The following is a 25,047-nucleotide window of genomic DNA, read 5'->3' as shown; positions in this document are numbered from 1 at the left end:
AATTATTATGGTTGAGAAGGTACAAAAGGTTAACGTTACAGTCGCAGGTGGATATAATCCAGCAGTTGTCAATTTGAAAAAAGATGTTCCTGCAGAAATTACTTTTACCAGAACTAATGCACAGGGATGTTTGGATGTTGTTCACTCTAAGACAATGAATTTTGAAAAACAGTTACCACTAAATATTGCTCAAACAGTTACAGTTTCCACTGATAAGGCTGGTGAGTTTGAGTTCAGTTGTGGTATGGATATGTTTTCTGGAAAGGTAGTGATTCAATGATGACAATTACAAAACGTTTTTGGATTGCTTTAATCTTTTCACTACCAATGCTAGTAGGAATGATTCTGATGCCGTTTGGTATTATGATTCCCGGCGGTGAATGGACTCAATTCATTTTGACGACCATCGTTATGGCGGTGGCTGCACGTCCATTTTTACAGAGTGCTTGGGCCTCATTCAAAAAGCATCATTCAAACATGGATACCTTAGTAGCTATCGGTACTGCCACAGCCTATATCTACAGTATTTATGCCATGATTACTCATCAGAGTGTTTTCTTTGAAAGTGCAGCTTTTGTTGTTACTTTCGTTTTATTAGGACAAGTTTTCGAAGAGAGAATGCGTAATAACGCTTCAAATGCAATCGAGAAATTGATTGATTTGCAGGCTAAGGAAGCTGAAGTTATGCGTGATGGCAAATTAGTAAAAATACCACTAGCTGAAGTTGTTCAAGGTGATTTAATCAGAGTTAAGCCGGGTCAAAAAATTGCGGTCGATGGTGTCATTACTGAAGGAAGTTCGACGGTTGATGAATCAATGGTTACTGGTGAAAGTATGCCTGTAACTAAAAAAATCGGTGATAAAGTTATTGGTTCAACTATGAATAGCAACGGAACTTTCATGTTTAAAGCTGAAAAAGTCGGTAGTGATACAATGTTGTCACAAATTGTTGAATTGGTTAAAAAGGCTCAAAATAGTCACGCTCCTATTCAAAATTTGACTGATAAAGTTTCTGAAATTTTTGTACCGGTTGTCTTGATTCTTTCAATCTTGACGTTCTTAGTTTGGTACGTTTTCTTGGGTGCCACAATTGCTCAAGCTCTTATTTTTGCGGTTTCCGTGGTTGTTATCGCATGTCCATGTGCTTTGGGCTTAGCAACACCAACTGCTTTAATGGTTGGAACTGGTCGTGGAGCTAAAATGGGTATTTTGATCAAGAATGGTGAAGTTCTTGAAGAAGTTAACGATATTAAGACAGTTGTAATGGATAAGACTGGTACTATTACAAAAGGTAAGCCCGAAGTTACTGATATTGTTGGGGATTCACAACAAGTTTTGAAACTCGCTGCTGCTTTGGAAGAATCATCTGAACATCCATTGGCTACAGCTATTTTGGATAAGGCTAAGGCAGACGCGATTCAAGCAGACAAGGCTGATTCATTCCAGGCTATTGAAGGTAAAGGTGTTGAAGCTATCGTTAATGGTCAAAAGGCCTTTGTTGGAAATGACAAATTGTTAAATGATGTTAAAATTTCCACTGATTTAGAAAATAAAATGGTGCATCTACAAAACGAAGCCAAAACGGTAGTCTTTGTTGGTTTGAATCAAGAAGTTATCGGTATGATTGCCATTCAAGATGCCCCTAAAGCCACATCGAAAGAAGCCATCGCCACTTTGAAAGCTCGTGGATTAAGAACCGTTATGTTAACAGGTGATAATGCACGTGTTGCTAAAGCCATTGCTCAAGAAGTTGGGATTGACGAAGTTATCGCAGATGTTTTGCCTGGTGATAAGGCTGATCATGTCGAGGAACTTCAAAAGAAGGGTAAAGTAGCGTTTGTTGGTGATGGTATCAATGATGCACCGGCTTTGACAATGGCTGATGTTGGTATCGCTATGGGATCTGGAACGGATATAGCAATTGAGTCAGGTGGAATTGTTCTAATGAAAAATGATCTACGTGATGTTGCTAAAGCTCTTGAATTGAGTAAGAAGACTTTTAATCGTATCAAACTCAATTTGTTCTGGGCTTTCATCTATAATGTTTTGGGAATCCCTGTTGCGGCTGGATTATTCTTTGCCGTCGGTTTGACATTGAGCCCTGAATTAGCCGGATTGGCCATGGCTTTCAGTTCCTTGTCAGTTGTAACTAGCTCTGTCTTGTTAAATAAAGCTAAGATTGACACTAAAATTAAAACGGTATAGTCAATGAATTCAAAAAAGGTACTAATCATGAAGTGCAATAAAAAAGTTAGACATTTTTATAAGTTTTAAAAAATCATGGATTGTTCCCTGTATTCTACAGGGGACAATCCATTTTTGTTTAAAGAAATACGTTTATTGTTGTACCAATTGATATATTTAGCGACTATGTTCTTTAATTCGGTTAGGTCATCGATATTATACCTATAAAGACATTCTCTTTTGAGCAGATTAAAAAAACTCTCAATTGGGGCGTTGTCGTGACAATTGCCTTTTCGAGACATACTTTGTTCAATACCCATTGTTTTTAGGGTATCTCGATAATATTTGAGCTGATAATGCCATCCTTGATCAGAGTGAAGGATTGGTTTTAAAGAGGGAACTATATTTTGCTTCAATTTTTCTAGAGTATCTAATATTAGTAATTTATTAGGGCTCAAACTTATTGAATAAGATAATATTTCGCCGCTGGCCTGGTCCAGCACGGCGGATATATAGCCCCATTTGTCTTTACGCAAACGTATTTGAGTTACATCTGTATGTAATACTTTTAAAGGTTCTGTCTCAGTAAATTTCTGTTTGATTGTATTAGGAACTATTTTTCCAAGGTTACCTCTATAGGAACAGTAACCGGATGTGTGTTTTGAAAAAATAACTACTTTTAATTTAAGTTTGGTCATTAAATGCCGAATTGTTTCTGGAGAATTTTTGAATCCGACCTTGAGAGACTCTTTCCAGATTCGACGATAACCGTAGGTTGAGTTTGAATCGTGATATGTTTTAACAATAAAATCTTTTAGTTGAGCGTATTTATCTGTTTTATCAGTTTTACTAAGGCGTTCATAATAAGTTGATCTTGGTAGATCGACCTTAGTTAATAACTCATTCAACTTGTATTTTTTAAGTAATGATTTGACTAATTTTGCTTTTTCGAGTTGTGATCGTTTTCTCGCAAGGTCTTTAGTGCTTTTAAAATATCACGGTCCATTTCGGCATCATGTAGTTTAGCTTTTAGATCAAGAATTTCCTGTTTATATTTCTCTTCTTTTGTGGAATTTAAACGTGTTTGTTTCTTCTTTTTCTTGGCCATTAACGGTCGTCTCCCTCTGGGACGACGCCTTAATCCAATAACACCATATTGATTATATTTATAGATCCATGAATCAACTTGACTAGGTGATATCTTGAAATAAATTGCAGTATCAAGGCGACTGATCTCATGTAATTTATAATATTCTATCACGGATAATTTGAAATCTTGAGAATATTCTTTATGGGATTTCTTACTTATCAAATAATCAAGTCCATTCGCCTCCGCTTGATGGATCCAGCGATAAATCGGTGATTTACTGGGCATTCCATATTTTTTCGATAATCCAAGTATAGAAATTTGTCCATCAAGGTATTCATTTACTAATTTAGCTTTGAAATCTGAAGAGTATTTGGTCATAAAAAAAGTGCTCCTAAAGTTGTTAGATTATGTCTAACAATTTTAGGGCACTTCATCAGAATGAAAGTTCTGGTTAGTACCTTTTTTGTCTTAAATATTGTTGATCGAAAGTTGTTTACTTTGAGATTTAACGAAATTAACGAAACTAGCAATAGCCGGTTGATTTTCAGTCCTTTTCAGAGTTGCCATGTGAAGGATTCGTTGTTCATTAGGAAATGAAATTGGAATTACTTTGACGGGCATGGTTTGCATGATTGACATGTTAGGGACGATAGCAATACCGAATCCATTGGCAACTAAACCAGCAATGGCCTGATCTTCTTCCACAGAATAGGCACTGATAGGATGACCACCAACCTCACTAAAAAGTTTGTTCATAATGGAATGAAGTCCACTATTTTCTGAAAATGTAACTTGAGGATAATTTAGCGTTTCTGCCAAATTCACACTAGAATGGTTGGCTAAGGCATGATCAATTGGGGTTATGCATACCATTGTTTGTTCAGCGACAGGAAAGAAATTTAAGTCGGGATAATTATCTAAACGAGAACAGAAGGCCACATCATATTTTTTTGCACGTAAACCATTGAGGATATCTGGTGAAAGTCCCGTATCTGTGTTGAATTGAAAATCGACAGTAGGATTCTCGGTAGACTTTAGAAAGCGTTGTGCCATGTCGGGTAACCATTTAATACTCAAAGTACGTAATGATGCCAAACGAATGATTGTTTTTTCTTCATTGAGGCTCTTAGCTTCAGCAATACTTTTGTCTAATGAAATTAGGGATGTGGAAACACTGTTAGCAAATAATCTTCCTTCTCGAGTAAGAGTTACACGTCGTCCATTCCGTTGGAATAAAGTTAGATCGAGTTCTTTTTCTAATGAATGCATAGCTTTGGTCAAACTCGGTTGTGTAATATGTAACATTTTTGCCGTTTGCGTATAATTCTCAGTTCGAGATAAAGCCACAAAATAACGTAGATGATCTAAATTCATAATAAAATATCCCCTTTAAAAGTGAAATCTAGTTAGTTTTGAAATCGCTTTATACAGCCAATATAGCAGAATCTATAACTTTTGGCTATAGATGACTACGATAAAGAGTAATTGGACGATATTTAAAAAAACGGTTACATTGAACTCGTAAATAAATATGTGAATTAAAGAACATGCATGCTAAATCCACAAACTTTTGGAGGAGTTAATTATGACAAAGACACATCCTATTACAGTTAGTTCTTGGACATTAGGTGATAAATGCAGCTTTGAGGATCGTTGTAAAGCCGCTAGTGAAGCAGGTTATGATGGAATTGGACTTCGTGCCGAAACTTATGTTGATGCTTTAAATGAAGGCCTAACTGATCAGGACATTCTCGATATTCTTGCTAAATATAATATTAGATGTACCGAAGTTGAATATATCGTTCAATGGTGTGAAGAACCAAGAACGTATGAACAAAAATATAAGGAACAGATGTGTTTCCATATGTGTGAATTGTTCGGTGTAAAGCATATTAATACTGGATTGATGGAAGATTATCCGATCGACTACACAGCTAAGAAACTTCAAGAATTGGCAGCTAGAGCAGGCAAGTGGATCATCGCACTAGAGCCAATGCCATACAGTGGATTGCCTAACTTGGATAAGACTTGGAAAATTATGCAAAAAGCTAATTGTGACAATGTTTATATGCTTTTGGATATGTGGCACTGGGTCAGAGCCGATCAACCATATGATATATTGACAAAGGAACAAGCAAAACGTGTTATTTCTATCCAATTGGATGATGCATATACAAGACCATATGCCAAATCAATTTTACGTGATGAATCAATGCACGATCGTTTAGCTCCTGGTACTGGGGACTTGGATACAGCGGGATTCGTTAAGATGATCAAAGATGCCGGAGTCGATCCAAAAGTTATCGGTGTAGAAGTGATTTCCGATGCATATATGGCTAAAGGAATCGATTACGTAGCTGATTATACATATAAGAACACAGTTAAGGTTATGGAAGAGGCATGGCCTGAAATTTTGAAGGAAACAGTTACAGCTTAATTAGCAATTGGGAGGTACAAGAATATGAGTGATACATGGTTAGGATTAGAAGGAAAAGTCGTTGTAATTACAGGCGCTGTCGGCGGAATGGGAACAAAGTTCTCTAATGATTTCGCTGAACAGGGAGCCAATATTGTTTTGGTCGACTTATTAAAGGATAAAACAGAAGCCTTAGCTAAAGAAATCTCTGATAAATATGGCGTTAAAACTTTAGCAATTCAATGTAATACCACTGATGAGACAGAAGTTGATGCAGCCGTTAAAGAAGTTGTTGATAAATTTGGAAAAGTTGATGTCTTGGTAAATACTGCTGCCATTTTGAGATTCTCTCCACTAGAAGATTTACGCTTGGACGAATGGAAACAAGCCTTGAATGTCAATATCACAGGTTATTTCTTAATGTCACAAAGATTTGGAAAAGTTATGATCAAGCAAGGTCACGGTACTTTGGTTCATATTTCAACTGCTGCTTCATTATCACCAGAAACATACAGCGGTGCCTACAGCACAACTAAAGCGGCCGTTAATATGATGTCCAAACAGATGGCTGCCGAATGGGGACAATTTGGACTACGCAGTAATTGTGTTCTTCCATGTTTGGTTAAGACACCATTGTCAGAGAATTTCTACAGTGATCCTAAAGTTGAAGACGGCAGAAAACGTTTGGTTGCCAGCAAGCGTATCGGTAATTTGACTGACATCTCTAATACTGTTCTATTTATGGCCAGTGATCGCTCAGATTATACAAACGGTAGTGAAGTTATGGTCGATGGTGGAATTCATATGATGATCTCAGATATGATTCCAAAACCAGGTGGCCGTCGTCAATACGCTATTGATCACCACCAACCAGCTAAAAAATAAAATCAATTAAGAGACTGAGACGAAAGTCTTGGTCCTTTTTTATAAGGAGCGCTTATCATGGAAAAACGTATTTCAGGAACAACAGGTTTATTCACATTATTAGGTTCACCAGTAGGACATTCAGGTTCACCAGCAATGTATAATTTTAGTTTTCAAAAACAAGGATTGGACTACGCCTATTTAGCTTTTGACGTCAAAAAGGAACAGATGCCCCAAGCAATTGATGCGCTCAGGCTATTTAAAGTACGTGGTAGCAATGTCACAATGCCATGCAAAAGTATTGCTGCAACTTTGGTTGATGACCTTTCACCAGCTGCTAAAATTATTGGAGCTATCAATGTCATTGTGAACGATAATGGTAAACTAACTGGTCACATTACTGATGGAATTGGGTTTGTACGTAATCTGAAAGAAAATGGTGTTGATATTAAAGATAAGAAGTTAGTCGTATTGGGAGCTGGCGGTGCCGCAACGGCTTTACAAGTTCAATGTGCTTTGGATGGTGCTAAAGAAATTTCTATTTTTAATCAAGATGATGAATTTTATCAAAACGCTGAAAAAACTAAAGAAAAAATTGAGCAAGCTAAGCCTGAAGTAAAAGTTAACGTCTACTCACTTAGTGATCAAGCTAAGTTAAAAGCAGAAATTGCCCAAGCCGACATTCTAGTTAATGCGACTATTGTAGGAATGAAACCATTAGATGGACAATCACTAGTTGATAAAAGCTATTTACGTCCTGATTTGGTTGTTGCCGATACGGTTTATAATCCTCTCAAGACAAAATTGATTGAAGACGCTGAAGCTTTGGGATGCACCATCGCTCCCGGTAAAGGAATGTTGTTATGGCAAGGTGCTGCGGCTTACAGTCTATTTACAGGTAAGGAAATGCCAACTGCGGAATATCAGGCCTATGAACAACAACAGGCTAAAGAAACGGTCAAAGAAGGCTAAATCATGGAAGCAAGAATTGATGGTCATACAACAATGTTAGCTCTATTCGGTTCGCCGGTAAGACATTCAGGTTCACCAGCAATGTACAATTATAGTTTTGAACAGGCTGGAATCAATTATGCTTATCTGGCTTTTGATGTTAAAGAAGATGAGATGGATTCAGCTTTGGAAAAAATGCGTATTTTTAATATGCGTGGTGCCAATGTCACAATGCCTTGTAAAAAAACTGCTAGTAAATTGGTTGATAAATTGTCACCAGCTGCTCAATTAATTGGAGCTGTTAATACGATTGTAAACGATGATGGTATTTTAACAGGTCACAATACTGATGGAGCCGGGTACGTAGCTAATCTTCGTCAACATGGAGTTGAGCCAAAGGGAAAAGTTTTGACCCTTTTAGGAGCTGGCGGTGCTAGTACTGCCATTGCTGTTCAGATGGCTTTAGATGGTGTCAAAGAAATCCATATCTTTAATCCGAAAGATTCCTTCTATCATAATGCTGAAGTTATTGCCGAAAAAATTATGAAGAGAGTGCCTGATTGTAAAGTTACTGTCGACGATATTAATGATCAGATGGCTTTAGATACGGCCATTAAAAATAGTGACGTTTTAGCTAATGCTACTAAAGCCGGTATGGCACCAAATGTTGATCAGACTAATATCAAAGATACTTCCGTTTTCCGTCCGGGATTAGTTGTTACAGATACGGTTTATAGTCCCGCTGTAACTAAAATGTTGCAGGATGCAAAAGATCATGGTAGCCAAATTATTGGTGGAAAAGGAATGCTAGTTCAACAAGGTGCTGCCGCTTTTAAGCTTTACACTGGCGAAAATATGCCGGTAGATGATGTTAAGAAATTGTTCTTCTAAATTAATGGAGGATAGTAAAATGGTGAATAGTCAGAAAAAGTACTACCCAACTGCTTTTGCTCTATATTTTGCTTATTTTATTTTAGGAATTGCATTATCGATCATGGGACAATATAAAACTGAATTTGCGAAAGCTTGGGGAGCTTCAACACTCTCTAACGGAGCAATCGATGTTTCAATGGTTGTCTCAGTAATTGCCGCTTATGGATTGGGAAGACTATTAGCTTATCCATTTGCCGGTCCAATTTCAGATAAAGTTGGACGCAGAGTTAGTGGCTTAATTGGTATTTTTCTATATGTAGTGTTTTTCTTTGGTGTAATTTCAGTTCACCAATTGTGGATAGCTTATGCAATGGGAATCATCAATGGCGCTGCTAATTCTTTCTTGGATACATGTATTTCTCCAAGTGTTATGGAGATCTTCCCCAAATCAGCTTCAATTGCTAATTTGTTTACGAAGTTCTCAATCACAGTAGCTCAATTTCTTTTACCATTCGTAATCGGCTTAGTAGCCAGTGCCCACTTATCTTATAAAATTATTTTTATTGGTTGTGGCATTTTGATGTTAGCAGATGCTTTCTTAGTAATGTTTTTACCATTTCCACAACAAGAAAAAGCTGCCAAAAGTAAAAATAAGGCTGCAACGAAGCATCATTTTTCGGCTGCTGCGATTGCTTCAATCTTAATTGGTTTTACAAGTTCAACGACTTTTATGATTTGGTTAAATTGTAATCAAGAATTGGGCTCAAGTTATGGTGTTAAGAATCCAAGTCTCTTGCAATCCTTCTATGCCGTAGGTGCAACAGTGGCTGTTTTGTTAACAGCACGCTTGATTCATTTAGGATTGAAAGAAACCACCGTATTAGTTATTTATCTAAGTATTTCCGTTATCATGTTATTACTTTGTTATTTCATAACTAGTCCGATTATTCTTTATATAGGAAGTTTTGTGATAGGATATGCCGCTGCCGGAGGAGTTTTACAATTAGCAACTTCGACAACCATTAGTTTTTTCCCTGAAAGTAAAGGCTTAGCTACCTCATTAGTTATGATAGCTTCCAGTACAGCTAATTATGCCGTTCTATCAGTGGCTGCTTATTTGACAAAGATGACCGGTGCTGATGCTCCAAGAATGATAATTCTTTTAAACGTGGTTATCACAATTATTGGAATCGGTTTGGCCTTGATTGTTAAGCGTCATGAAAGAGTGAAAACTGGTGCGCCAGCAGTTAACTTAGAAAATTAAATATGAAAAATAAAAAGTGATTATTGTAAACGACAAAGCCGCCAATAATAATCACATAGCCGAACACATTTCTATTTCTTACTCCAGACTAAATAAAAACGACCTCTATTAAGAGATTCAAGTAAAGGATATATCTTGAATACTTAATGGAAGCCGTTTTTTTTGATTTAAGCAGATTAATTACGATTTTTAAAAATAAAGAACTTTGAAAGAATATAGTTACCAACGATAGCTAATATTTGACCAACTACCTTAGTACCAGCACCGTTAGCACTCATTAATGAAATACCAACCCAAAGCGTAGCACTTTCAATTAAGAAAGTTAAAATACGTGTGCCGTAGAAAGCCAACATTTCCTTAAAGGCTGTGCTGGATTTGTGGCGGAAGACAATGATTCGATCAACCCAGAAACCAACTTGAACACCTAGAAACCAAGCAACGATATTGGCAACTTGATAATTGGCCTTGAGTACTCGATAAAGTATAAAGAATGTACCAAAGTTAACTACGACGGAGAGTAATCCCCAAAGTAAGTAACGAACGGCTTGTTTACCATTGCTTTCAGATTCAGCGTAATCTTCAGTTGAGAATACAGGGCCGGCATCATTAATACCTTCAGAAACATCGTCGACAATTTTTGTTAGTGAATTTTCTTCTTCTAAATCAGTTTTTTTATTCATATGTGTATCAACTTCCCCTAGAAATTGTGAATATAGTCTTATCTTAAACCTTTTTTAGTGTAGAGAAACAAATATTAAAAGTTTTAAAAAATTAAATATAATTTAAATTATTTTACCAAAAGATTGCAATAGTAGGATTAAATATCATGATGTTTTAAGATTAAAACAAGGAGAATTTTCAAACACAAGATATAGTATTTGATGAGTGACCAAACACCATATGTTCCATGTGAAACATTTTAATTCACCTTAAGGTTATTTGATAGAAACGGCCAATTTTAGAAATGGAAATGTTTACACGGCATTAGATAATTTACATGCCACATCGCAGTTACAGCCAGGCGGAGGTCTATTTGGTATTAATGAAGATATGGTCGGCATTAAGAAGTTGTTAAATAAATAAATCCCATCTCTTAATTGAGATGGGATTTATTTGAGTGATAGCCAGCTGTGACCGCCAGTTTATCATAATTTTTTTGAAGATAATTATAGGTCTGGGTAAGATCCGTTAAGTTCATTTCGGCAATTTTGAAAGGGTCCTCTAAAGGAAAATCATGATCCTTTAATAACTTGACGTAATCAAAATAATGCTGCAATGAATTATCAACCATACCTAATTTAATAGACTCTTTTGTTTCTATATAAATTAAGAGGTAGTACATATTAGTTGGAACGGAACTGACAGAACCTAAAAGACGGAGAATGCCAAACTGGATAAATTTAATTTCATTAAAAGGAATATCCAGAACGGTTTTTTCTACATCGCAGATGTGAATGTCATTATCAATGTGAACATTCAATTTGTAGGTCATGCCAACAACCTCATTGGAGTACTTATAGATGGTATCACGTAAGGGTTGACTGTTGTTGAGTCTAACTTTGAATATTTTATTTTTGACGTTAAGGTCATCTTTGTAAAAGTTATTAGAAGCTAAAATTTTTGAATCGACTGTATGCATAAATAACACCTCTTTAGATTCAAACTTGTGAACGTTTTCATTATACTACTAATAATTATAAACGTATCATTTTGTAAATTGGCAAATAAACGATATAGTAATAAATCGATAGAGATTGCGTCTAAAGGCTATTCTGAATAGGGATGTGCTATATTTAATTTGATTAATTGGAAACATTAAGGGGAAGATTTTATGAGTTTAATGGTTTCGACATTTATTTTGATATTGGCATCGGTTGTTAGTATCTTTTTGGCTCAAGTTTTTTCGAAAATATCGGTCAATTATATCAGTATGATCATTGGTGCCCTGATTTTCTTTATTCCTATCATGGGTAAGAACGTAATGACTTTTAATTCTGATATTTTTATTGGTTTGATTGTTGCACCATTGTTATTCTTTGAGGGTCAGGCAACGCGATTGAATGCAGTTGGGAAAGAATTGAAACACATTATTCAGACAACTGTTTTTTTGGTCGTTATTTATATGATTTTGGCTGGCTTTGGTGTTTGGGAAATTGCCGGAGTCAGTTTGCCTCTAGCTTTTATTTTGGCTGCTATTAGTACACCAACTGATGCTACGGCAATGGAGTCGGTCACAAACGGATTGAAGATGCCAAAAAATGAAGGAACCTTTTTAAAAATGGAATCGTTATTCAATGATGCTTCCGGAATTATTCTCCTTAATATGGCAATTCTTTGGTACATCAATGGTTACATTAATTATGGTGAAACCTTGGAGGACTTTTTTATTTCGGCCGGAGGTGGTGTTCTGTTTGGCTTTGCGGCAGCGTGGATCATGGTTTTGTTTCGACAGATTCTTTTAAGAAGTTCGTATAATTCTCTGAATGCACAGAGTTTGATCTATATTCTGACACCATTTGTTTTGTATTACGCAGCCGAAGAAATTCATGTTTCGGGAATCATTGCCGTAGTTTGTGCTGGTTTAGTTCACAATGCTGAAGCACAAAGAAGCCGTTTGATCAATGCTCCCCAGGTTCATTTAGGATTCGATTTAGTTTCAATGATCACTGAAATTTTTAATAGTACGGTTTTCGTAATTTTAGGATATATGTTTACTAAGATCATTTCTGAGGAGAAGTTTACAAATGCCTCGTTGACTTGGATCATGATTGGTTTAACACTTTATTTGGTTAACGTTTTGGCCCGATATCTTTACGGTCGCTTACGATTAGATTTTAACAATAAGTCGTCGTGGATCTTTGCTTTAGGTGGAGTTCATGGAGCTGTTACTTTAGCTTTGGCCTACACGTTAGCTGAATATCACGTAACCAGCGCTGATTTCAATTTAGTTCTAATGTCAGAAAGTGTTCTTATCATCTTGAGTTTAATAGTACCGACGATTGCCTTTCGTTTCTTATTGAAGAAAGACGTAACAGATGATGATGCAGAAAAAGAAGTCGACAAAATTAGAGTAGAGATGGTCCATCGAGCTATTGATTCAGTTAATAAAATGTATTTACCCGATAATGTTAAAAAGTCAGTTATCTTTGACTTGATGGCACAAAAACAGCGCACGAGAACCAGAGATTTTGTCAAAGCCTGGGTTGATGTCGTGCGCCATCCAGAGTTTACTGGAGCAGAAAAAGAATTGGAAATGCGTGCCTTTATGAATGCTTTCGTACAAGAGCGAGAGTATTTAGATATGATTTCGCAAAGTGAGGTAAAGTATCAGAACTATGTTTTCGAACTTTACAATGAAATCCTTTTGGCTGAAACTTTGGTAATTGGACCAACTGTCTCAGAAGATGAAGAATAAACAGATTAAGTTAGTTCCTTTTTACCAACGATAAATGTAAACTTATAAAGCAAGAATTGAAGACTGGGAGGGAATTATCATAGACAAGAAATCTTTGAGACAACAACAAATTCAGAAATTAAAAGCCAATCAGGCTAAGACTAAGGTTGAAGGTGCTAAGTTATTGCAGAAGTTAATGGCAACAACTGAATGGCAAAATGCTAAAAGTATTGCGACGACTGTCAGCAGTCCAATTGAGGTACCAACACCAATTATTGTGGAAGCAGCTCGTAAAGAAGGTAAAAAAGTTTATTTACCTAAGACAATGCCTCACCGTCAAATGGCCTTTTTACCATTTGCTAGTCGTGAAGACTTGATTACTAGCAAGTTTGGAATTCCTGAACCAGCCTATGATGAGACATTAGTTAATCAGGAACCGGATTTAGTGATTGTTCCCGGATTAGCTTTTGCAGAAGATTCAAATTATCGAGTAGGTTTTGGTGGTGGTTATTATGACCGCTTCTTAGCCCAGTATTCTGGCTCTACAGTAGCCTTAGTACCTTCAGCAATGCATTTTGCTACAGCTGATTGGGAAATTGAAGACTATGATGTTAAGATTCAAAAATTAATTTTGGTAGATTAAATTTTAAAAGAGTTCACTATGTATGATTCTATAGTGAACTCTTTTTTAGGAGAATTTTGGATTGAATTTTTGAAAGAGATTCTCCTTTTTAGTTAAGGTGAGAAGAACTCTCTGTTGATCATAAACGTCGACACCTTGATAAGTGAATACTCTAATCAAAGTTAGAAGATTTTTTTCGAGAGATACATTGAGATCTATGGATAATTCTTGATTATTTTTCAGGGTACAAATTAATTGAAGAATATCTGGATTGATGTCGAATGGACCAGTACGGGGTCTTGTACGATAAATAATGTTAATGTGATCGATATCTTGATATGAAATTGTTCGTTGAGTGAGGGGAATTATGTGGAGCAGTTGAGTAAGTTTAGTAGTGCTGGAAGAACTGAATGCATTTATTTTGAGACCATCCCTATTAATTAACCAATAATCGTTAAAACAACTAGGCAATGTTACGAATAGGCCGATTAATAGTACTAATAAAAATACCCAGAAAGGTTGATAGCCAAAGCCCGTGAATAGAAGACTAACAAAAATAATGAAGATAATAGAAAATATTACTCGTCTTAATTTGATTGGTTGACCGAATTGAAAATCGTCGGCTACTACTGGTGGGGTCAAATTGATCTTTTGTTTAGGAAATTGGATAATTTTTTGAGCCAAGGATTCATTAGGGTAAAATTGCTTGTTCTCAATTAATTCAACTTTAGCGATAGAAATACCTAGTCGATTGGATAATTCTTGATTGGAAAAACCAGATGTCTTTAAAATTTCACCGTAATCTATTAACATAATGAATCCCTCCAGACTAATCGAAATGTTTATATCTGTAAGCATAAATTAGAACAATAGAAAAAATGATTAACCAGACTATCAAAAGACCAACGTCAAATAAATTCCAAGTGAATCTATGCTTGAGTAAACTCTGATTAATAAATTTGGCGATTACTCCTGAGTATAGAAAATCGGATGTAGTGGAGATAGTCTTGTTAAAACCTTTAAACATAGGAATAAAAGTGAAAATAACGGTTGGTAATAAACTTAAAACACCAGCACTGGTTTGATTGTGAGAAAAAATTCCAACTGTGAAACCTACTAAGATACTGATGATAGTACAGATAATAGTGATAACTAAATAATTAATGATAGATACTTGTTGCCAAGAAGTACCGCTTAAAGGCACGAGAATAATACTTACTAAGGTAAGAATTAAAAGTGAAGGCAGCAAACTACCAATGAAATATTCAGTAGCATTGACTGATGAAGTCATTAAAACCCTTAGAGTGTGATGTTCTTTTTCTTCAGCAATCGGATAAGAGCCAAACATGATTCCACCCATTGTTATGTTTAGGATAATCCCCATATTTAAAGTTAGGGCTCTGAGAGAGGGTAAATTAGATGGGAAAAAATTTTTAAAAGCGATAACGTATCCGATTGCCATCAATGGTGCCATGAGTAATGAAAAGTTTTTCAAAATTAGTTGTAATCTCAAGATAAAAATTGCGTTTATTTTTCGCATTGATATATTCATTTTAGTTTTCTCCCCGTCACTTCTAAAAAACGTCTTCTAAAGTTGGCTCGCAGGAATGAATAGTCTGTAGTTCACCGTTTTCCATCCACCAATTGATCTTCTGCCGTGTTTCATCGGAATCAGTTAATTTCAGTGCGGTATTATTTTTTAAAAGAATTTTGTATTGGATTTTTTTGTTGTACTTCAAACTTAAGGCTTGTGGAGATCCTATTTCAGCAATCTTTCCATTGTTTAGAAGTGCTACTCGATCACAAAGTTTAGCAGCCTCATTCATATTGTGTGTAGTTAGAAAAACGGTAGTACCGAAATGTTTTAATTCTAAAATCAATTGATGAATTTTTTGAGTTGTACCGGGATCAATACCGTTTTTCGGTTCGTCCAGAAAAAGTATTTGAGGACGATTGAGGATGGCTCGTGCCAAAATTAATCTTTGTTTCATACCTTGTGAGAATTTTTTGACTAATTTTTTTCTATCATTATATAGATTGACTCGTTTTAACAAAGAATCAATGCTCATTTTATCAACGTTAAAGATACGAGCAAAGGTTCTTAAATTGTCATAGGCAGAGAGATTTTCATATAAACCACTATCATGCGTTACGACACCGATATGCTTGTAAATATCTTCTTTAAAGAAGCGACTATTATTTCCGAGAACACTAGCGATACCTGAGTTTGCAACGAGCTGACCTGTAAGTATTTTAATAGTTGTTGTTTTACCAGCTCCAGAAGGACCTAAGAAGCCAAAAATTTCGCCATTTTGGATTGAAAAATCGAGATTTTTTAAAGCCGCTTGGCCGCCGAAGTTTTTATAGAGATGTTTAACTTCTATTATTGGTACGGTTACCATATTGTTTCCTCCCTTGTTTTTACAACCATAGAATACAAGGAAAGAATAAATAAATGTTCAAAAATTAGCGAGTTGTGGAAGAAACAAGCTGAATTGTACCTACGTTATTGAAGTAGGTCCTTGAGTTCATCTAATTTAGCTCGAGATAAGGGAAGCGTTTCTTTACTATTTTTCAAAATCAGAGTGTAGCTATTTTTGGAATAGCTAATTAATTCGGAAATACGTTGCAAATTGACGAGATAGGAACGGTGGCATCTGAAAAAACCAAAATGAAGCAGTTTCTTTTCAAGTTCGTCCATTGTTAATGAGGAAGGGAAATACTCGGAATTGATGGAAAAATTGCTGACACCATTGATGCTTTCGATGAAGTCGATTTCGTTAGGACTGAAGAAAATTGTTTTATCGTCAAGATGACTGGAGAGACGGAAGATATTTTGTGACTTAGAGGAATCTTTATCTAGTTCTAAATCAACTTTCTCTAATTGGTGGTCGATACATTGATATATGGTAGAACTCAATTGTAGGAGTTCCTCCATATATGATGAAATAACGATAACAGTTGATTTCTGACGAACGACTTCTAAGGCTTTGAGATAAGATTTGACTCCTTCGTTTGATAAGTCTCGCAGGGGACTTTCAATAAAAACTAAGTCTGGTTTTGAAAGAGCAATTCGAAAAAGGTGCAGTCTCTCAAGCTGATCTGTGGAAAGAGCGTTAGTTTTCATTGTCAAATTATCACCTAAAAAAAATTGAGGTGCTAGCTTCTTTATGTCGACGTGTTGATCGGCTATACGATTAAAGAATTGGAGATAGCTTTTAACAGTTATTTTTTGATAAATTCCATCGTTATAACGATTAGTTGAGATATTTTGGGTGTGACTGATGATTGAGCCAGCACTTGGCAGGGTATTTTGTTCCAATAAATCAAAGAAAACGCTTGATTCAGTGTGAGACATCTTTAAACCAATGTTTTCTTTTGAATTGATTTTTAAAGAAATATTATTGAAGATACTTTGATTCTTGATCTGCTTAGTAACATTTTCGAATTCAATTAAATTCATTTCCTGCTCCACAATTGAGATTTTAATAACAATTTAATTTTAACAAAGACTGTCCCTTTTAGTTGGCTTTCATACAAAGAGTTGTTAAATTATATTTTGAAATTCAATTTCTTGTACTCAAAGCATAATGTATATATGATTTGAATTTATAGAATAATAAACCATTATACAAAGGTGATGATAGTTATTAATTGGCAAGAAGAGTGGGCATATAATAAATATTGGGTGATGTCAAAATCTCAAAAGGCGTATGATCAAATTCGATTGATGGCTAAAAACAATGAATGGTCTAAAGCTAAGGAAACAGAGCTTGAAAGAATTATAAAATCTTTAGAAAATGTTGAACCCACAAAGAAAACATTAACCAATGTTTATCAACACATTTGGGGTTACTTTAAAAAAATATGTACTGATTCTGAAAGAAAAGAATATGTTAAATTGATTGCATCTTTAGAACCAGAAGACGACCAATTGGGGCTTTTCCTAAGAGATCTGACTTATAAGTATCAAATAAAGTATCTTATGCAATCAAGAATAATAAGAGAATTGGAAAAATAATAACATGAGATTATGGCATGAAGAGTTAATTTCAAAATTACCTAGACAACAATTACTGGGCCAACATAGAGAAGTTGCAGCTCTTAGGGGTAACGGCTGGGGTAAAAAGCATTTTACGGTGGACTATGTTTTTAAGTATTCTCCTTATAAGCTATATCAGTTTCACCTGTTGGTCATGAATGAGATGATTAGTCGTGGATATAGACCTAATGATAATTGGTTTGATCCGAATTATAGAGGAATACATTGTGAGCCATATAATAAATTGGAAAAAATACCCAATACATGTCCCATATATCCTGAACATAATGATGCATATTTAAAAGAGTGTGTTGATAATTTGAAGGCAAAAGGGATTTCTATTCAGCGAAATTATCTAAGGTGATAGTTAATTTTAAATTTAATTAAATAATCGTAAAACCTTAAAGTTTAGACGATTATTTTTTTTGATTAAGTTTTAGAATTCTAAATTCCAACTGAAAGTTAAAGCTATTTTACAAATTATTACCCCGCACTATCATGAAGTTAGCTACTGTCATTAATTTGTTATCTTGGTACGTCTTTGAAGAAAGTGTTAATATAAATAGCCGTTAGTTATATTACTAATAGCTTTTTTTGAAAAAAGAAGACACTAAAAAACCGATCATGATTTTCATCATAATCGGTTAAGCGATAATTGTTATGGGTGGTTGGGGGTTTGAGCCCAACAATCCAATAAACTCAATAATATCAGTTGTTTCAAGGCTTCTAGCGGTGTCATATTTATTGTTGACTACCAAATTGACTACCACGGACTAAAAATCTAAAAAGTTTACCAGTTTATTAACTGCCTCTTTATCTTGTTTCTTAGTAACGTGAGTATAAATATTCAAAGTAGTTTGTGCGTCCTCATGTCCTAAACGCTCCTGTACCTCTTTGATAGTTGCACCAGCAGAGAACAAGGCACTAGCGTGGCTATGTCTAAAACCGTGGATGCTAATGTGTGGTAATGTCACGTTGTTAGCTTTCATACGGTCGGTAATTAGATCAAGCCATTTCTTAGGTGTATTCAATGATTTAAATGTATTCTTGGTTGTAGCAAAAAGTAATTGATCTGATTCATTAGCATTAAACCCAAGGATGAATAATTTACGTTTTTGCTCCAGTTGCCATTTTTTAAGATAAAATAGAGTTGTAGAATCTAGTGAAATTATACGAGTTCCCTTTTTAGTCTTAGTGGCTTGTATAATCTGTTTACCCTTAGCACCTTGCGTTAATGTTTTGTTGACGTTCAAGGTGCTATTTTTTGTGTCTATATCATCCCACGTAAGTGCTAGACATTCGCCACGTCTTATACCTGTAAAAGCAAGCAAACGAAACAATGTATATCGTTCTAACTCTTTATTAGGGTCTATATAGCTAAAGAATGTCTTCAATTGTGACTTATCCCAGAAATTAGGTGCCTTTTTACCTGCTGCAGCATGTTTTTTTGGCATGATGACACGCTTAGTAGGATTATCGGTTATATATTGTTGTCTTATCGCATATTCAAAAACAGATTGAACATAGTTAAACCAACGTTTATAGTTTCTTGATGTGGTTTTAAACCACTTGTTAAGGGATGTTTGACATTGAGCAGTTGTAATTGTCCTAATACGATAACGGCCTAGGGCAGGGAGTATATGATTATTGAACATCCCTGCTGTTCTATTCCATGTACTCTCACGTACGGTATTGACGTAACTCTTATACCATTCGTGGTAAACCTCTTCAAAGGTCTTATTGCATACTTGAACGGTGTTTAATCCTTGAGTAGCCTCGTACTCAATTCTTTTTAATTCATTTCTAGCGTTCTTTTCATTGGTAAAGCCACGGCGTGTAGTACGTTTAGCTTTGCCAGTCTGTGGATCTATACCCAAGTAAGCACGAAACATATAGGCGGTTGAACCGTCTTTTTTTATGTACTTTTTAATACTTGTCATTGTTATTTCTCCTAACGCTGGAGGGGCGGTTTAGGAGTTAGTCAATTATATATTCATTATTTTTTAAAATAAGTTTTTTTGATATATCTTCCCAGGGAAATGTAATAGATAGTGAGAAGTTTTCTTTATTCTGTTTTTTTATATACTCGTTAAAATTCTCTTCAATTCCGGAGTTAGCGCCCTTGATGGCATCCAAATAAATTGATAGTTTTTTGGAAATATTATTATCATTCAAAGCTTGTTCTATTTTGTTTATAAAAGATTTAGTAATTATTCTTTGAAACACAGGACTAAGTGAAGGATATAGTTCGTTAAATTCAGTGTATTCAGTATAGATTTCAAAATATAAATCATATTTATTTTTTCTAACATCTGCCATACCGACATTGTCCATTGTATTCATATTTATGAGATAAAAGTTTTTAGTTTCTTTTTTTTGAGAAATGATTGAAACATCAAGAATATAAGATGTGTCATGATCAATATCATCATTGATATTTACATTTATTAAATATGGTGAGAATTCAAAGAATTCGTTCGGTGTTACGTCAAGATAATTACATAAAATATCTATTGTTTCAGTCGAAATATTTGCCAATGGTTTGTTAACGATATTAGAAATGGCATTACGTGATATCCCAGTATTATCAATAACATCTTTAATAGTTAAATAGCGTTCGGCTAATAATATATTTAGACGGTTCGCAATCATTATAATAGCCACCTTTCAAATTGAATTATAGCATTTAATCATTTCAATAGACATATAAACGTTGAAATAGTTATTATGTAATGCTATTATCAAGATGTAAATAATGATTTAAAAGTGTAAAAAATTATAAGAGGGTGTAAAAATGAACAATCTTTCAAAAATTTTAGGAGAAAGACTTTTGACTATCGGTGATGTTTCAGGTGGTACTGGATTAAGTCGTGCAACTGTTTCAGCAATTTATCATAGAAAATCAAATAACGTTAATTTAATGACATTAAAAGTAATTTGTGATTATTTACAAGTTCCATTGAGTGAACTTATTGAGTACATCCCTAATAAAAAATAGATTGGGGTGTATTGAAAGGAGGTGAGAATATGGCTCAAAGTATTAGTGTGATGCTAAACGAGCATGATTCTAACGAGTTACGTAAACAGGTTTATACGATCGTTACCAATGAGATTGAAAGGGCAAGACGTGATACGGCATTAGATAAACAATATCTAAGACGAAAAGAAGCAATTCAATTTGTTGGTATATCAGGCACGACTTTTGACAGTTGGCTTTTACCATCTCATAAAATTGATGGCATAGTTTTGTATTCAAAAAAAGATATAACCGATTACATTGAATCACATTAAAAAAGTCTGGAGGGGCGGTTTATGTGATTCATCGTGAATATTAACCAAGTAAGGAATTAGGAACATGAAAAATGTACAAAAAAATAGACATTACTAACCGCCAAGTAAGCAATGTCTATCGAGTATTTCTGTAAGTAAAATACCCTTTTATTTTATCATGTTTCCCAACAATCGAGAGGGATAAACACATGAAAAAAGATACTAATTATTATATTGATCCTGTTATATCAGGACTTCAATTTATCGTTGATGAGATTAAAAAGAGAAAGTATCCAAGCAATAGCGACTTAGAAATATTAGATGTTGCTCAAGCGGATCTAATTTCATTACAACAAGCACAGTCTTTAAACAGGGATGTAACTAACATCCCCGTGTACAAAAATATCAAAAAGGCGGTGCTTAACTAATGCACATCATACTTAGAAACGAACCAATTCAAGACGAAAGCTACAAAGAATTGTTGAACAGTGTCAGTATGTCAACGTTTAGTACGTACATTTATATATTTAATAGAGTTCAGCATACTGAATTTCCCTATTCAGAAGACAGATTGCCCAATACTAGAAGCAAATTTTATAAAGCTCTAAGACAATTAGAATCGTTGGGACTTATCGCAATAAGCATGGAGGACGAGGACAATGCAACCGCAACTAAGATTTGAACCAATAACGGGCAATATACCACGTTCTGAAAGCGTAAAAAATTCATTGATTGAACTATCCAAGTTGGGACTTATTAACCTAAGTTAGGAGGTAAAAAGCCACTTATGGACTACTTCAAACAGAGGCGTGCTTTCAGGGAATTAAAAGTATATGAACTTCATATTTCAGTTGGTCAGAATAGCTTATACCGAGAATTATTAGACTATGCAAACGATAAAAACAGACTCGATATTTCTTTCAGATTAACCAATGATGTTCTTATGAGCATGACAGGTCTATCACTTAATGGACTTGTTCAAGCTAGAAAAAAATTGCTTAAAATAGGCTTGATTAAATACACAAAGGGCGAAAGAAATTCAGACGCTCCTACATATCAAATCATTAATCTAATTGGTGGTAAAGATACGCTGGGTAATAAACAGGGTAGCAATTGGGTAACAGATAGGGTAATAAAAAAAAGTAACAGTCAGGGTAGCAATTGGGTAACAGATAGGGTAAGTGACAGGGTAACAGATAGGGTAACGAACCTTATTACTAATACTAAGACTAATACTATAACTAATACTCCATTCAGTTCAAAAAGTAGCAAGTCGGATGTCGGTAACGATACAAGTACAAAATCGGATGATGACGACTTGAAAAATTTAATAACTTATTACCAACAAAATATCGGAGTAACTAACCCTATTGTTGTTCAGCAATTGAAAGAATCGGTCAATGATTTCGTTGAACATAAAACATCCCTTAAAGAATCTTATAACATTGTCAGGTTTGCTATTGAGTTAACAGCCCAAAATAATGTTCATAACTGGAAGTACATACAAACCATTTTAAATAATTGGCAAAAGGATAACCTGTTTACCCTATCCAATATCAAAGCTAGTCAAAAAAATCATAATAATAAAAATAACCAATTGAGGGATGTTAGTAACGGCTGGGAAAATAGATACGATCGCAAAGATCCCCAATTAGGTTTTTAGGAGTAGAATAATGCAAAACTTCAATAATTTTCTCGATAAAAAAATGATTGAACATCTTAGAAAAAAAGGTATTCACATAGACCCAAGTAGCGTTGAACAAGACCGAGATAAGAGAATGCATGACGCCGAAGTGAAAGCAACAAGAGCATACATGCAAAATAAACATAGCATTATATTTAATAATTCCTTATTTGGTAGCAGTGAGGATATTAATAAATGCTTTGATGATTTCAACGTTACTGATGACAAGCAAAATCGTGAACTAGAGCAAGCCGTTAGCATTGCAAAAAGAATTGAGAATGGAGAAAGGCATAAATTTATTTTTTATGGCAAGTCAGGAACTGGGAAAACAATGTTAGCAATTAGTATATTGAATAAGCTCAAAGACAAATACAGTTGTTTATTTGTCGATATTGCCCAATTTATTGAGTTAACTAAGAATTTCAACGATGAAAGAGCCAAGTTGCAAGTTAACAGCCTTTATAAAGCTATGAAAAACGCCGATGTGCTAGTAATTGATGATCTAGGTTCAGAAAGTAGTATGCAACGTTCAGCAAGCGAGGCAAGCACATACAATCAGAGAATATTGTTCAATATTGCTCAATCAAGGGATGATAAAACAACGATTATCACAACTAACAATACGGGTGCAGAACTAAAACGGATCTATAACCCTAAGTTAGTTAGTAAATTGATGTATACAGCTTCAAACAACGTTATTAGTTTTAAAAGTTCAGATTACAGATTGCTCAAGAATTAGAACAACTAAGGATAACAACATCCCTTTTATTGGATCTAAGGCACAAAAAAAGCCATTCACATATTTGTGAACAGCCATAAACTAATTGATGTCAGCAAGTCAATTATATCACTGGTGGAGGTTGTACTCATGGGGATGTTTCCAGAACTTAACAAAAGAAAGACTATTGCTAATGTAAAAGAATACTTCGAAAAAGACTTTCCAAGATTAAGGGCACGTTCTCACATGAATTTATCTAGTTTACAATCCCCCCAATTTGATTCAGTTCCAAGCCATAGCAATATTAATACACAAGAAAATAACATAATAAGTAGCATACAAGCCCAAGAGTACGTAAAGGAAACGTATGACATCATAAACAAAAGCCCAAGAATATATAAGATTATTCTCAAGAATTGTTATTTATTGGATCAGAGTAATACGGTTACTATGGAATTAACAGGATATGAACCATCTATGTTTAATGTTTATAAGAATCGTTCGCTATTGCATTTTGCTGAAATGTTTCAAGGTATATACGATCTTAGCGATTATAGTTATACAGACAACGACTTAAAACGTGTATAGTTTGCTAATTTCGGATAAATCGGAGCCCCTAAAAAGAAAAAATTCCATTCTTTATGAAATTAAGGGCAGATTTGTCGGGTATTAAAAAGAATTAATCATAACAAGCCGTATTGAATAAACGCCCCACGTCTTAAATAAATTAGATTTGGGACGTTTTTATTACGTCCGTGACTAATTATATTAATTAATCATAATTGAGCTTATACGTCCGTATATTGAAACAAAAATAGGGATGTTTGAACATCCCCAAGATAGCCCGTTTTTAGAAGCAATTGATAACAAAATTCAATCAGCCGAAAATTCGACCGATTACAAAAAGATGTTTCATAGTCGAAAGTTCGACCGTGAAAAAATGTTTGGGTGTAGTTGCAACTACTCCGCCAAAAGTGGCGAGCGAAACTGAATAATTTCATACCCGTAAAAATGGTGGATAAGGTTTCAAAATAGTATGCAACGACTGCGCAAAATTGCGCACCCCTTGTTTGCGTACGGTTGCACCCCGAAAGCATTGATAAATAAGTATTTTTAATTATTGCCATGTTGATATATGTTGGTATGAAATGACTTTAACTTATTAACGTTGTAACTATGATAAGACCTAATCTTAAAAATTGAGGGTAGCCGAAAAGTAGGCAGACCTATTTACGTTCGTTCTCAAATTAGAAAAATATACCGTGTCAAAAAGTGGGCACGGTCGAAGATGTGAGGTAGTAACGAATCGTTACCCCCTCTAGCATTCAAAAGTGGCGCTCATGTTGATGATGAATATAAAAATAGTGTCGTGATCCACGACGGAACTTATTAAAGCCGAGCGAACGAACCGTTCTGTTAGGTCAAAAACACGAAGCAAGTCGGGGCTGTACAGTTTAATTATTTATAGCAAGTTAACGAACCGCTAAGAATTGTAAACCAGAGTTTACAGCGTAAGTTCTACCGTTGCCAAAAGTGGCAGCGACCTGAAGTGCTTGAGATAGCAATTCTATGAGCCGGTTCAATAATAGTCGCCTAATGTTATATGTATCAAGGCGTACAAGTGATGTCGTAAAACAAAAATCATAAAACAAATACGGATGTAATTAAGTACGTA

The 25,047-nt window shown here is 34.9% G+C and carries 27 protein-coding genes and 1 pseudogene; 17 read left to right on the top strand and 11 right to left on the bottom strand.

Annotation, left to right across the window (positions count from 1 at the left end; all coding sequences use genetic code 11):
• Nucleotides 1-7: 7 nt before the first annotated feature.
• On the top strand, nucleotides 8-280 hold the full coding sequence (locus ACI6PB_RS12250) for a cupredoxin domain-containing protein (protein WP_404327497.1): 273 nt from the start codon (nucleotides 8-10) through the stop codon (nucleotides 278-280).
• Complete coding sequence (locus tag ACI6PB_RS12245) at nucleotides 280-2,205, top strand: copper-translocating P-type ATPase (RefSeq protein ID WP_404327980.1); 1,926 nt, start codon at nucleotides 280-282, stop codon at nucleotides 2,203-2,205. Before ACI6PB_RS12250 ends, ACI6PB_RS12245 begins: the two co-directional genes overlap by 1 nt.
• Before the next feature lie 65 nt (nucleotides 2,206-2,270).
• Here ACI6PB_RS12245 and ACI6PB_RS12240 read toward each other — a convergent pair.
• The 3 genes and pseudogenes from ACI6PB_RS12240 to ACI6PB_RS12230 all read right to left on the bottom strand — a co-directional run.
• Nucleotides 2,271-3,113 (bottom strand): annotated as a pseudogene (locus ACI6PB_RS12240) (IS3 family transposase); the annotation flags it as partial.
• A gap of 5 nt (nucleotides 3,114-3,118) precedes the next feature.
• Entirely contained in the window at nucleotides 3,119-3,652 is a 534-nt protein-coding gene (locus ACI6PB_RS12235; RefSeq protein ID WP_025086434.1) for a helix-turn-helix domain-containing protein, read from the bottom strand.
• A gap of 90 nt (nucleotides 3,653-3,742) precedes the next feature.
• Nucleotides 3,743-4,648: a LysR family transcriptional regulator gene (locus tag ACI6PB_RS12230; RefSeq protein ID WP_404327496.1), complete on the bottom strand. Its 906-nt coding sequence runs from the start codon at nucleotides 4,646-4,648 to the stop codon at nucleotides 3,743-3,745.
• Nucleotides 4,649-4,859: 211 nt separating this feature from the next.
• On the opposite strand from ACI6PB_RS12230, the gene ACI6PB_RS12225 reads away from it, so the two are divergent.
• The 5 genes from ACI6PB_RS12225 to ACI6PB_RS12205 are packed head-to-tail and all read left to right on the top strand — an operon-like array spanning nucleotide 4,860 to nucleotide 9,642.
• A complete protein-coding gene (locus ACI6PB_RS12225; protein ID WP_025086185.1) occupies nucleotides 4,860-5,711 on the top strand; it encodes a sugar phosphate isomerase/epimerase in 852 nt (283 codons plus the stop codon).
• 24 nt (nucleotides 5,712-5,735) lie between these two features.
• A complete protein-coding gene (locus ACI6PB_RS12220; RefSeq protein ID WP_054642621.1) occupies nucleotides 5,736-6,575 on the top strand; it encodes an SDR family NAD(P)-dependent oxidoreductase in 840 nt (279 codons plus the stop codon).
• A gap of 57 nt (nucleotides 6,576-6,632) precedes the next feature.
• On the top strand, nucleotides 6,633-7,526 hold the full coding sequence (locus ACI6PB_RS12215; RefSeq protein ID WP_404280777.1) for a shikimate dehydrogenase: 894 nt from the start codon (nucleotides 6,633-6,635) through the stop codon (nucleotides 7,524-7,526).
• Between the two features lie 3 nt (nucleotides 7,527-7,529).
• Nucleotides 7,530-8,396, top strand: a complete 867-nt coding sequence (gene aroE / locus ACI6PB_RS12210; RefSeq protein ID WP_404327495.1) for a shikimate dehydrogenase — start codon at nucleotides 7,530-7,532, stop codon at nucleotides 8,394-8,396.
• Nucleotides 8,397-8,415: 19 nt separating this feature from the next.
• Nucleotides 8,416-9,642 (top strand): MFS transporter, encoded by a 1,227-nt coding sequence (locus ACI6PB_RS12205; RefSeq protein ID WP_404327494.1) that lies wholly within the window; start codon nucleotides 8,416-8,418, stop codon nucleotides 9,640-9,642.
• A gap of 176 nt (nucleotides 9,643-9,818) precedes the next feature.
• On the opposite strand, the gene ACI6PB_RS12200 is transcribed toward ACI6PB_RS12205, so the two are convergent.
• Complete coding sequence (locus tag ACI6PB_RS12200) at nucleotides 9,819-10,322, bottom strand: GtrA family protein (protein ID WP_404327493.1); 504 nt, start codon at nucleotides 10,320-10,322, stop codon at nucleotides 9,819-9,821.
• A 413-nt stretch (nucleotides 10,323-10,735) separates the two neighbouring features.
• Complete coding sequence (locus ACI6PB_RS12195) at nucleotides 10,736-11,281, bottom strand: hypothetical protein (protein ID WP_404327492.1); 546 nt, start codon at nucleotides 11,279-11,281, stop codon at nucleotides 10,736-10,738.
• Nucleotides 11,282-11,473: 192 nt separating this feature from the next.
• On the opposite strand from ACI6PB_RS12195, the gene ACI6PB_RS12190 reads away from it, so the two are divergent.
• Both ACI6PB_RS12190 and ACI6PB_RS12185 read left to right on the top strand, forming a co-directional pair.
• On the top strand, nucleotides 11,474-13,057 hold the full coding sequence (locus ACI6PB_RS12190) for a cation:proton antiporter (RefSeq protein WP_404327491.1): 1,584 nt from the start codon (nucleotides 11,474-11,476) through the stop codon (nucleotides 13,055-13,057).
• Between the two features lie 76 nt (nucleotides 13,058-13,133).
• Entirely contained in the window at nucleotides 13,134-13,679 is a 546-nt protein-coding gene (locus ACI6PB_RS12185; RefSeq protein ID WP_025086116.1) for a 5-formyltetrahydrofolate cyclo-ligase, read from the top strand.
• 45 nt (nucleotides 13,680-13,724) lie between these two features.
• On the opposite strand, the gene ACI6PB_RS12180 is transcribed toward ACI6PB_RS12185, so the two are convergent.
• From ACI6PB_RS12180 to ACI6PB_RS12165, 4 genes are all read right to left on the bottom strand, one after another.
• On the bottom strand, nucleotides 13,725-14,471 hold the full coding sequence (locus tag ACI6PB_RS12180) for a hypothetical protein (protein WP_025086117.1): 747 nt from the start codon (nucleotides 14,469-14,471) through the stop codon (nucleotides 13,725-13,727).
• A gap of 16 nt (nucleotides 14,472-14,487) precedes the next feature.
• Entirely contained in the window at nucleotides 14,488-15,210 is a 723-nt protein-coding gene (locus tag ACI6PB_RS12175) for an ABC transporter permease (RefSeq protein WP_404327490.1), read from the bottom strand.
• A gap of 22 nt (nucleotides 15,211-15,232) precedes the next feature.
• Nucleotides 15,233-16,060: an ABC transporter ATP-binding protein gene (locus ACI6PB_RS12170; RefSeq protein ID WP_148299203.1), complete on the bottom strand. Its 828-nt coding sequence runs from the start codon at nucleotides 16,058-16,060 to the stop codon at nucleotides 15,233-15,235.
• A 104-nt stretch (nucleotides 16,061-16,164) separates the two neighbouring features.
• Nucleotides 16,165-17,121: a LytTR family transcriptional regulator DNA-binding domain-containing protein gene (locus tag ACI6PB_RS12165; RefSeq protein ID WP_404327489.1), complete on the bottom strand. Its 957-nt coding sequence runs from the start codon at nucleotides 17,119-17,121 to the stop codon at nucleotides 16,165-16,167.
• A 186-nt stretch (nucleotides 17,122-17,307) separates the two neighbouring features.
• On the opposite strand from ACI6PB_RS12165, the gene ACI6PB_RS12160 reads away from it, so the two are divergent.
• Nucleotides 17,308-17,679, top strand: coding sequence for a YbgA family protein (locus ACI6PB_RS12160; protein WP_025086119.1), 372 nt, complete (start codon nucleotides 17,308-17,310; stop codon nucleotides 17,677-17,679).
• A 4-nt stretch (nucleotides 17,680-17,683) separates the two neighbouring features.
• Nucleotides 17,684-18,064 carry a TIGR02328 family protein gene (locus ACI6PB_RS12155; RefSeq protein ID WP_025086120.1) on the top strand — a complete coding sequence of 127 codons (381 nt, stop codon included), beginning with the start codon at nucleotides 17,684-17,686 and terminating at the stop codon, nucleotides 18,062-18,064.
• Between the two features lie 409 nt (nucleotides 18,065-18,473).
• Here the strand turns inward: ACI6PB_RS12155 and ACI6PB_RS12150 are convergent, their stop codons facing one another.
• Nucleotides 18,474-19,640 (bottom strand): tyrosine-type recombinase/integrase, encoded by a 1,167-nt coding sequence (locus ACI6PB_RS12150; protein ID WP_404327488.1) that lies wholly within the window; start codon nucleotides 19,638-19,640, stop codon nucleotides 18,474-18,476.
• Nucleotides 19,641-19,677: 37 nt separating this feature from the next.
• On the bottom strand, nucleotides 19,678-20,352 hold the full coding sequence (locus tag ACI6PB_RS12145) for a helix-turn-helix domain-containing protein (protein WP_404327487.1): 675 nt from the start codon (nucleotides 20,350-20,352) through the stop codon (nucleotides 19,678-19,680).
• 142 nt (nucleotides 20,353-20,494) lie between these two features.
• Here ACI6PB_RS12145 and ACI6PB_RS12140 point away from each other — a divergent pair, with 142 nt between their 5' ends.
• The 6 genes from ACI6PB_RS12140 (at nucleotide 20,495) to ACI6PB_RS12115 (ending at nucleotide 23,960) form a co-directional block, all read left to right on the top strand.
• A complete protein-coding gene (locus tag ACI6PB_RS12140; RefSeq protein ID WP_404327486.1) occupies nucleotides 20,495-20,698 on the top strand; it encodes a helix-turn-helix domain-containing protein in 204 nt (67 codons plus the stop codon).
• Nucleotides 20,699-20,727: 29 nt separating this feature from the next.
• Entirely contained in the window at nucleotides 20,728-20,991 is a 264-nt protein-coding gene (locus tag ACI6PB_RS12135) for a hypothetical protein (protein WP_404327485.1), read from the top strand.
• 188 nt (nucleotides 20,992-21,179) lie between these two features.
• A complete protein-coding gene (locus ACI6PB_RS12130) occupies nucleotides 21,180-21,398 on the top strand; it encodes a hypothetical protein (protein WP_404327484.1) in 219 nt (72 codons plus the stop codon).
• Nucleotides 21,399-21,757: 359 nt separating this feature from the next.
• Nucleotides 21,758-22,633: a DnaD domain protein gene (locus tag ACI6PB_RS12125; protein WP_404327483.1), complete on the top strand. Its 876-nt coding sequence runs from the start codon at nucleotides 21,758-21,760 to the stop codon at nucleotides 22,631-22,633.
• 10 nt (nucleotides 22,634-22,643) lie between these two features.
• Entirely contained in the window at nucleotides 22,644-23,393 is a 750-nt protein-coding gene (locus ACI6PB_RS12120; protein WP_404327482.1) for an ATP-binding protein, read from the top strand.
• A 129-nt stretch (nucleotides 23,394-23,522) separates the two neighbouring features.
• Complete coding sequence (locus tag ACI6PB_RS12115; RefSeq protein WP_404327481.1) at nucleotides 23,523-23,960, top strand: ArpU family phage packaging/lysis transcriptional regulator; 438 nt, start codon at nucleotides 23,523-23,525, stop codon at nucleotides 23,958-23,960.
• Nucleotides 23,961-25,047: the final 1,087 nt, after the last annotated feature.

Source organism: Companilactobacillus paralimentarius (genome assembly GCF_963227125.1).
In the GTDB taxonomy this organism is placed as follows: Bacteria; Bacillota; Bacilli; order Lactobacillales; family Lactobacillaceae; genus Companilactobacillus; species Companilactobacillus paralimentarius.
Note: the sequence above shows the minus strand (reverse complement) of the source record. Positions and strands in the feature narration are given on the sequence as shown.

What these genes read in the sequence shown, in the direction of transcription:
- ACI6PB_RS12250 (WP_404327497.1), top strand. Translation starts at nt 8, where the DNA reads ATGGTTGAGAAGGTACAAAAGGTTAACGTTACAGTCGCAGGTGGATAT.
- ACI6PB_RS12230 (WP_404327496.1), bottom strand. Translation starts at nt 4,648, where the DNA reads ATGAATTTAGATCATCTACGTTATTTTGTGGCTTTATCTCGAACTGAG.
- ACI6PB_RS12205 (WP_404327494.1), top strand. Translation starts at nt 8,416, where the DNA reads ATGGTGAATAGTCAGAAAAAGTACTACCCAACTGCTTTTGCTCTATAT.
- ACI6PB_RS12180 (WP_025086117.1), bottom strand. Translation starts at nt 14,471, where the DNA reads ATGTTAATAGATTACGGTGAAATTTTAAAGACATCTGGTTTTTCCAAT.
- ACI6PB_RS12145 (WP_404327487.1), bottom strand. Translation starts at nt 20,352, where the DNA reads ATGATTGCGAACCGTCTAAATATATTATTAGCCGAACGCTATTTAACT.
- ACI6PB_RS12155 (WP_025086120.1), top strand. Translation starts at nt 17,684, where the DNA reads ATGAGATTATGGCATGAAGAGTTAATTTCAAAATTACCTAGACAACAA.
- ACI6PB_RS12135 (WP_404327485.1), top strand. Translation starts at nt 20,728, where the DNA reads ATGGCTCAAAGTATTAGTGTGATGCTAAACGAGCATGATTCTAACGAG.
- ACI6PB_RS12150 (WP_404327488.1), bottom strand. Translation starts at nt 19,640, where the DNA reads ATGACAAGTATTAAAAAGTACATAAAAAAAGACGGTTCAACCGCCTAT.
- ACI6PB_RS12190 (WP_404327491.1), top strand. Translation starts at nt 11,474, where the DNA reads ATGAGTTTAATGGTTTCGACATTTATTTTGATATTGGCATCGGTTGTT.
- ACI6PB_RS12120 (WP_404327482.1), top strand. Translation starts at nt 22,644, where the DNA reads ATGCAAAACTTCAATAATTTTCTCGATAAAAAAATGATTGAACATCTT.
- ACI6PB_RS12130 (WP_404327484.1), top strand. Translation starts at nt 21,180, where the DNA reads ATGAAAAAAGATACTAATTATTATATTGATCCTGTTATATCAGGACTT.
- ACI6PB_RS12215 (WP_404280777.1), top strand. Translation starts at nt 6,633, where the DNA reads ATGGAAAAACGTATTTCAGGAACAACAGGTTTATTCACATTATTAGGT.
- ACI6PB_RS12140 (WP_404327486.1), top strand. Translation starts at nt 20,495, where the DNA reads ATGAACAATCTTTCAAAAATTTTAGGAGAAAGACTTTTGACTATCGGT.
- ACI6PB_RS12195 (WP_404327492.1), bottom strand. Translation starts at nt 11,281, where the DNA reads ATGCATACAGTCGATTCAAAAATTTTAGCTTCTAATAACTTTTACAAA.
- ACI6PB_RS12200 (WP_404327493.1), bottom strand. Translation starts at nt 10,322, where the DNA reads ATGAATAAAAAAACTGATTTAGAAGAAGAAAATTCACTAACAAAAATT.
- ACI6PB_RS12165 (WP_404327489.1), bottom strand. Translation starts at nt 17,121, where the DNA reads ATGAATTTAATTGAATTCGAAAATGTTACTAAGCAGATCAAGAATCAA.
- ACI6PB_RS12245 (WP_404327980.1), top strand. Translation starts at nt 280, where the DNA reads ATGACAATTACAAAACGTTTTTGGATTGCTTTAATCTTTTCACTACCA.
- ACI6PB_RS12225 (WP_025086185.1), top strand. Translation starts at nt 4,860, where the DNA reads ATGACAAAGACACATCCTATTACAGTTAGTTCTTGGACATTAGGTGAT.
- aroE (WP_404327495.1), top strand. Translation starts at nt 7,530, where the DNA reads ATGGAAGCAAGAATTGATGGTCATACAACAATGTTAGCTCTATTCGGT.
- ACI6PB_RS12125 (WP_404327483.1), top strand. Translation starts at nt 21,758, where the DNA reads ATGGACTACTTCAAACAGAGGCGTGCTTTCAGGGAATTAAAAGTATAT.
- ACI6PB_RS12170 (WP_148299203.1), bottom strand. Translation starts at nt 16,060, where the DNA reads ATGGTAACCGTACCAATAATAGAAGTTAAACATCTCTATAAAAACTTC.
- ACI6PB_RS12220 (WP_054642621.1), top strand. Translation starts at nt 5,736, where the DNA reads ATGAGTGATACATGGTTAGGATTAGAAGGAAAAGTCGTTGTAATTACA.
- ACI6PB_RS12235 (WP_025086434.1), bottom strand. Translation starts at nt 3,652, where the DNA reads ATGACCAAATACTCTTCAGATTTCAAAGCTAAATTAGTAAATGAATAC.
- ACI6PB_RS12175 (WP_404327490.1), bottom strand. Translation starts at nt 15,210, where the DNA reads ATGAATATATCAATGCGAAAAATAAACGCAATTTTTATCTTGAGATTA.
- ACI6PB_RS12115 (WP_404327481.1), top strand. Translation starts at nt 23,523, where the DNA reads ATGGGGATGTTTCCAGAACTTAACAAAAGAAAGACTATTGCTAATGTA.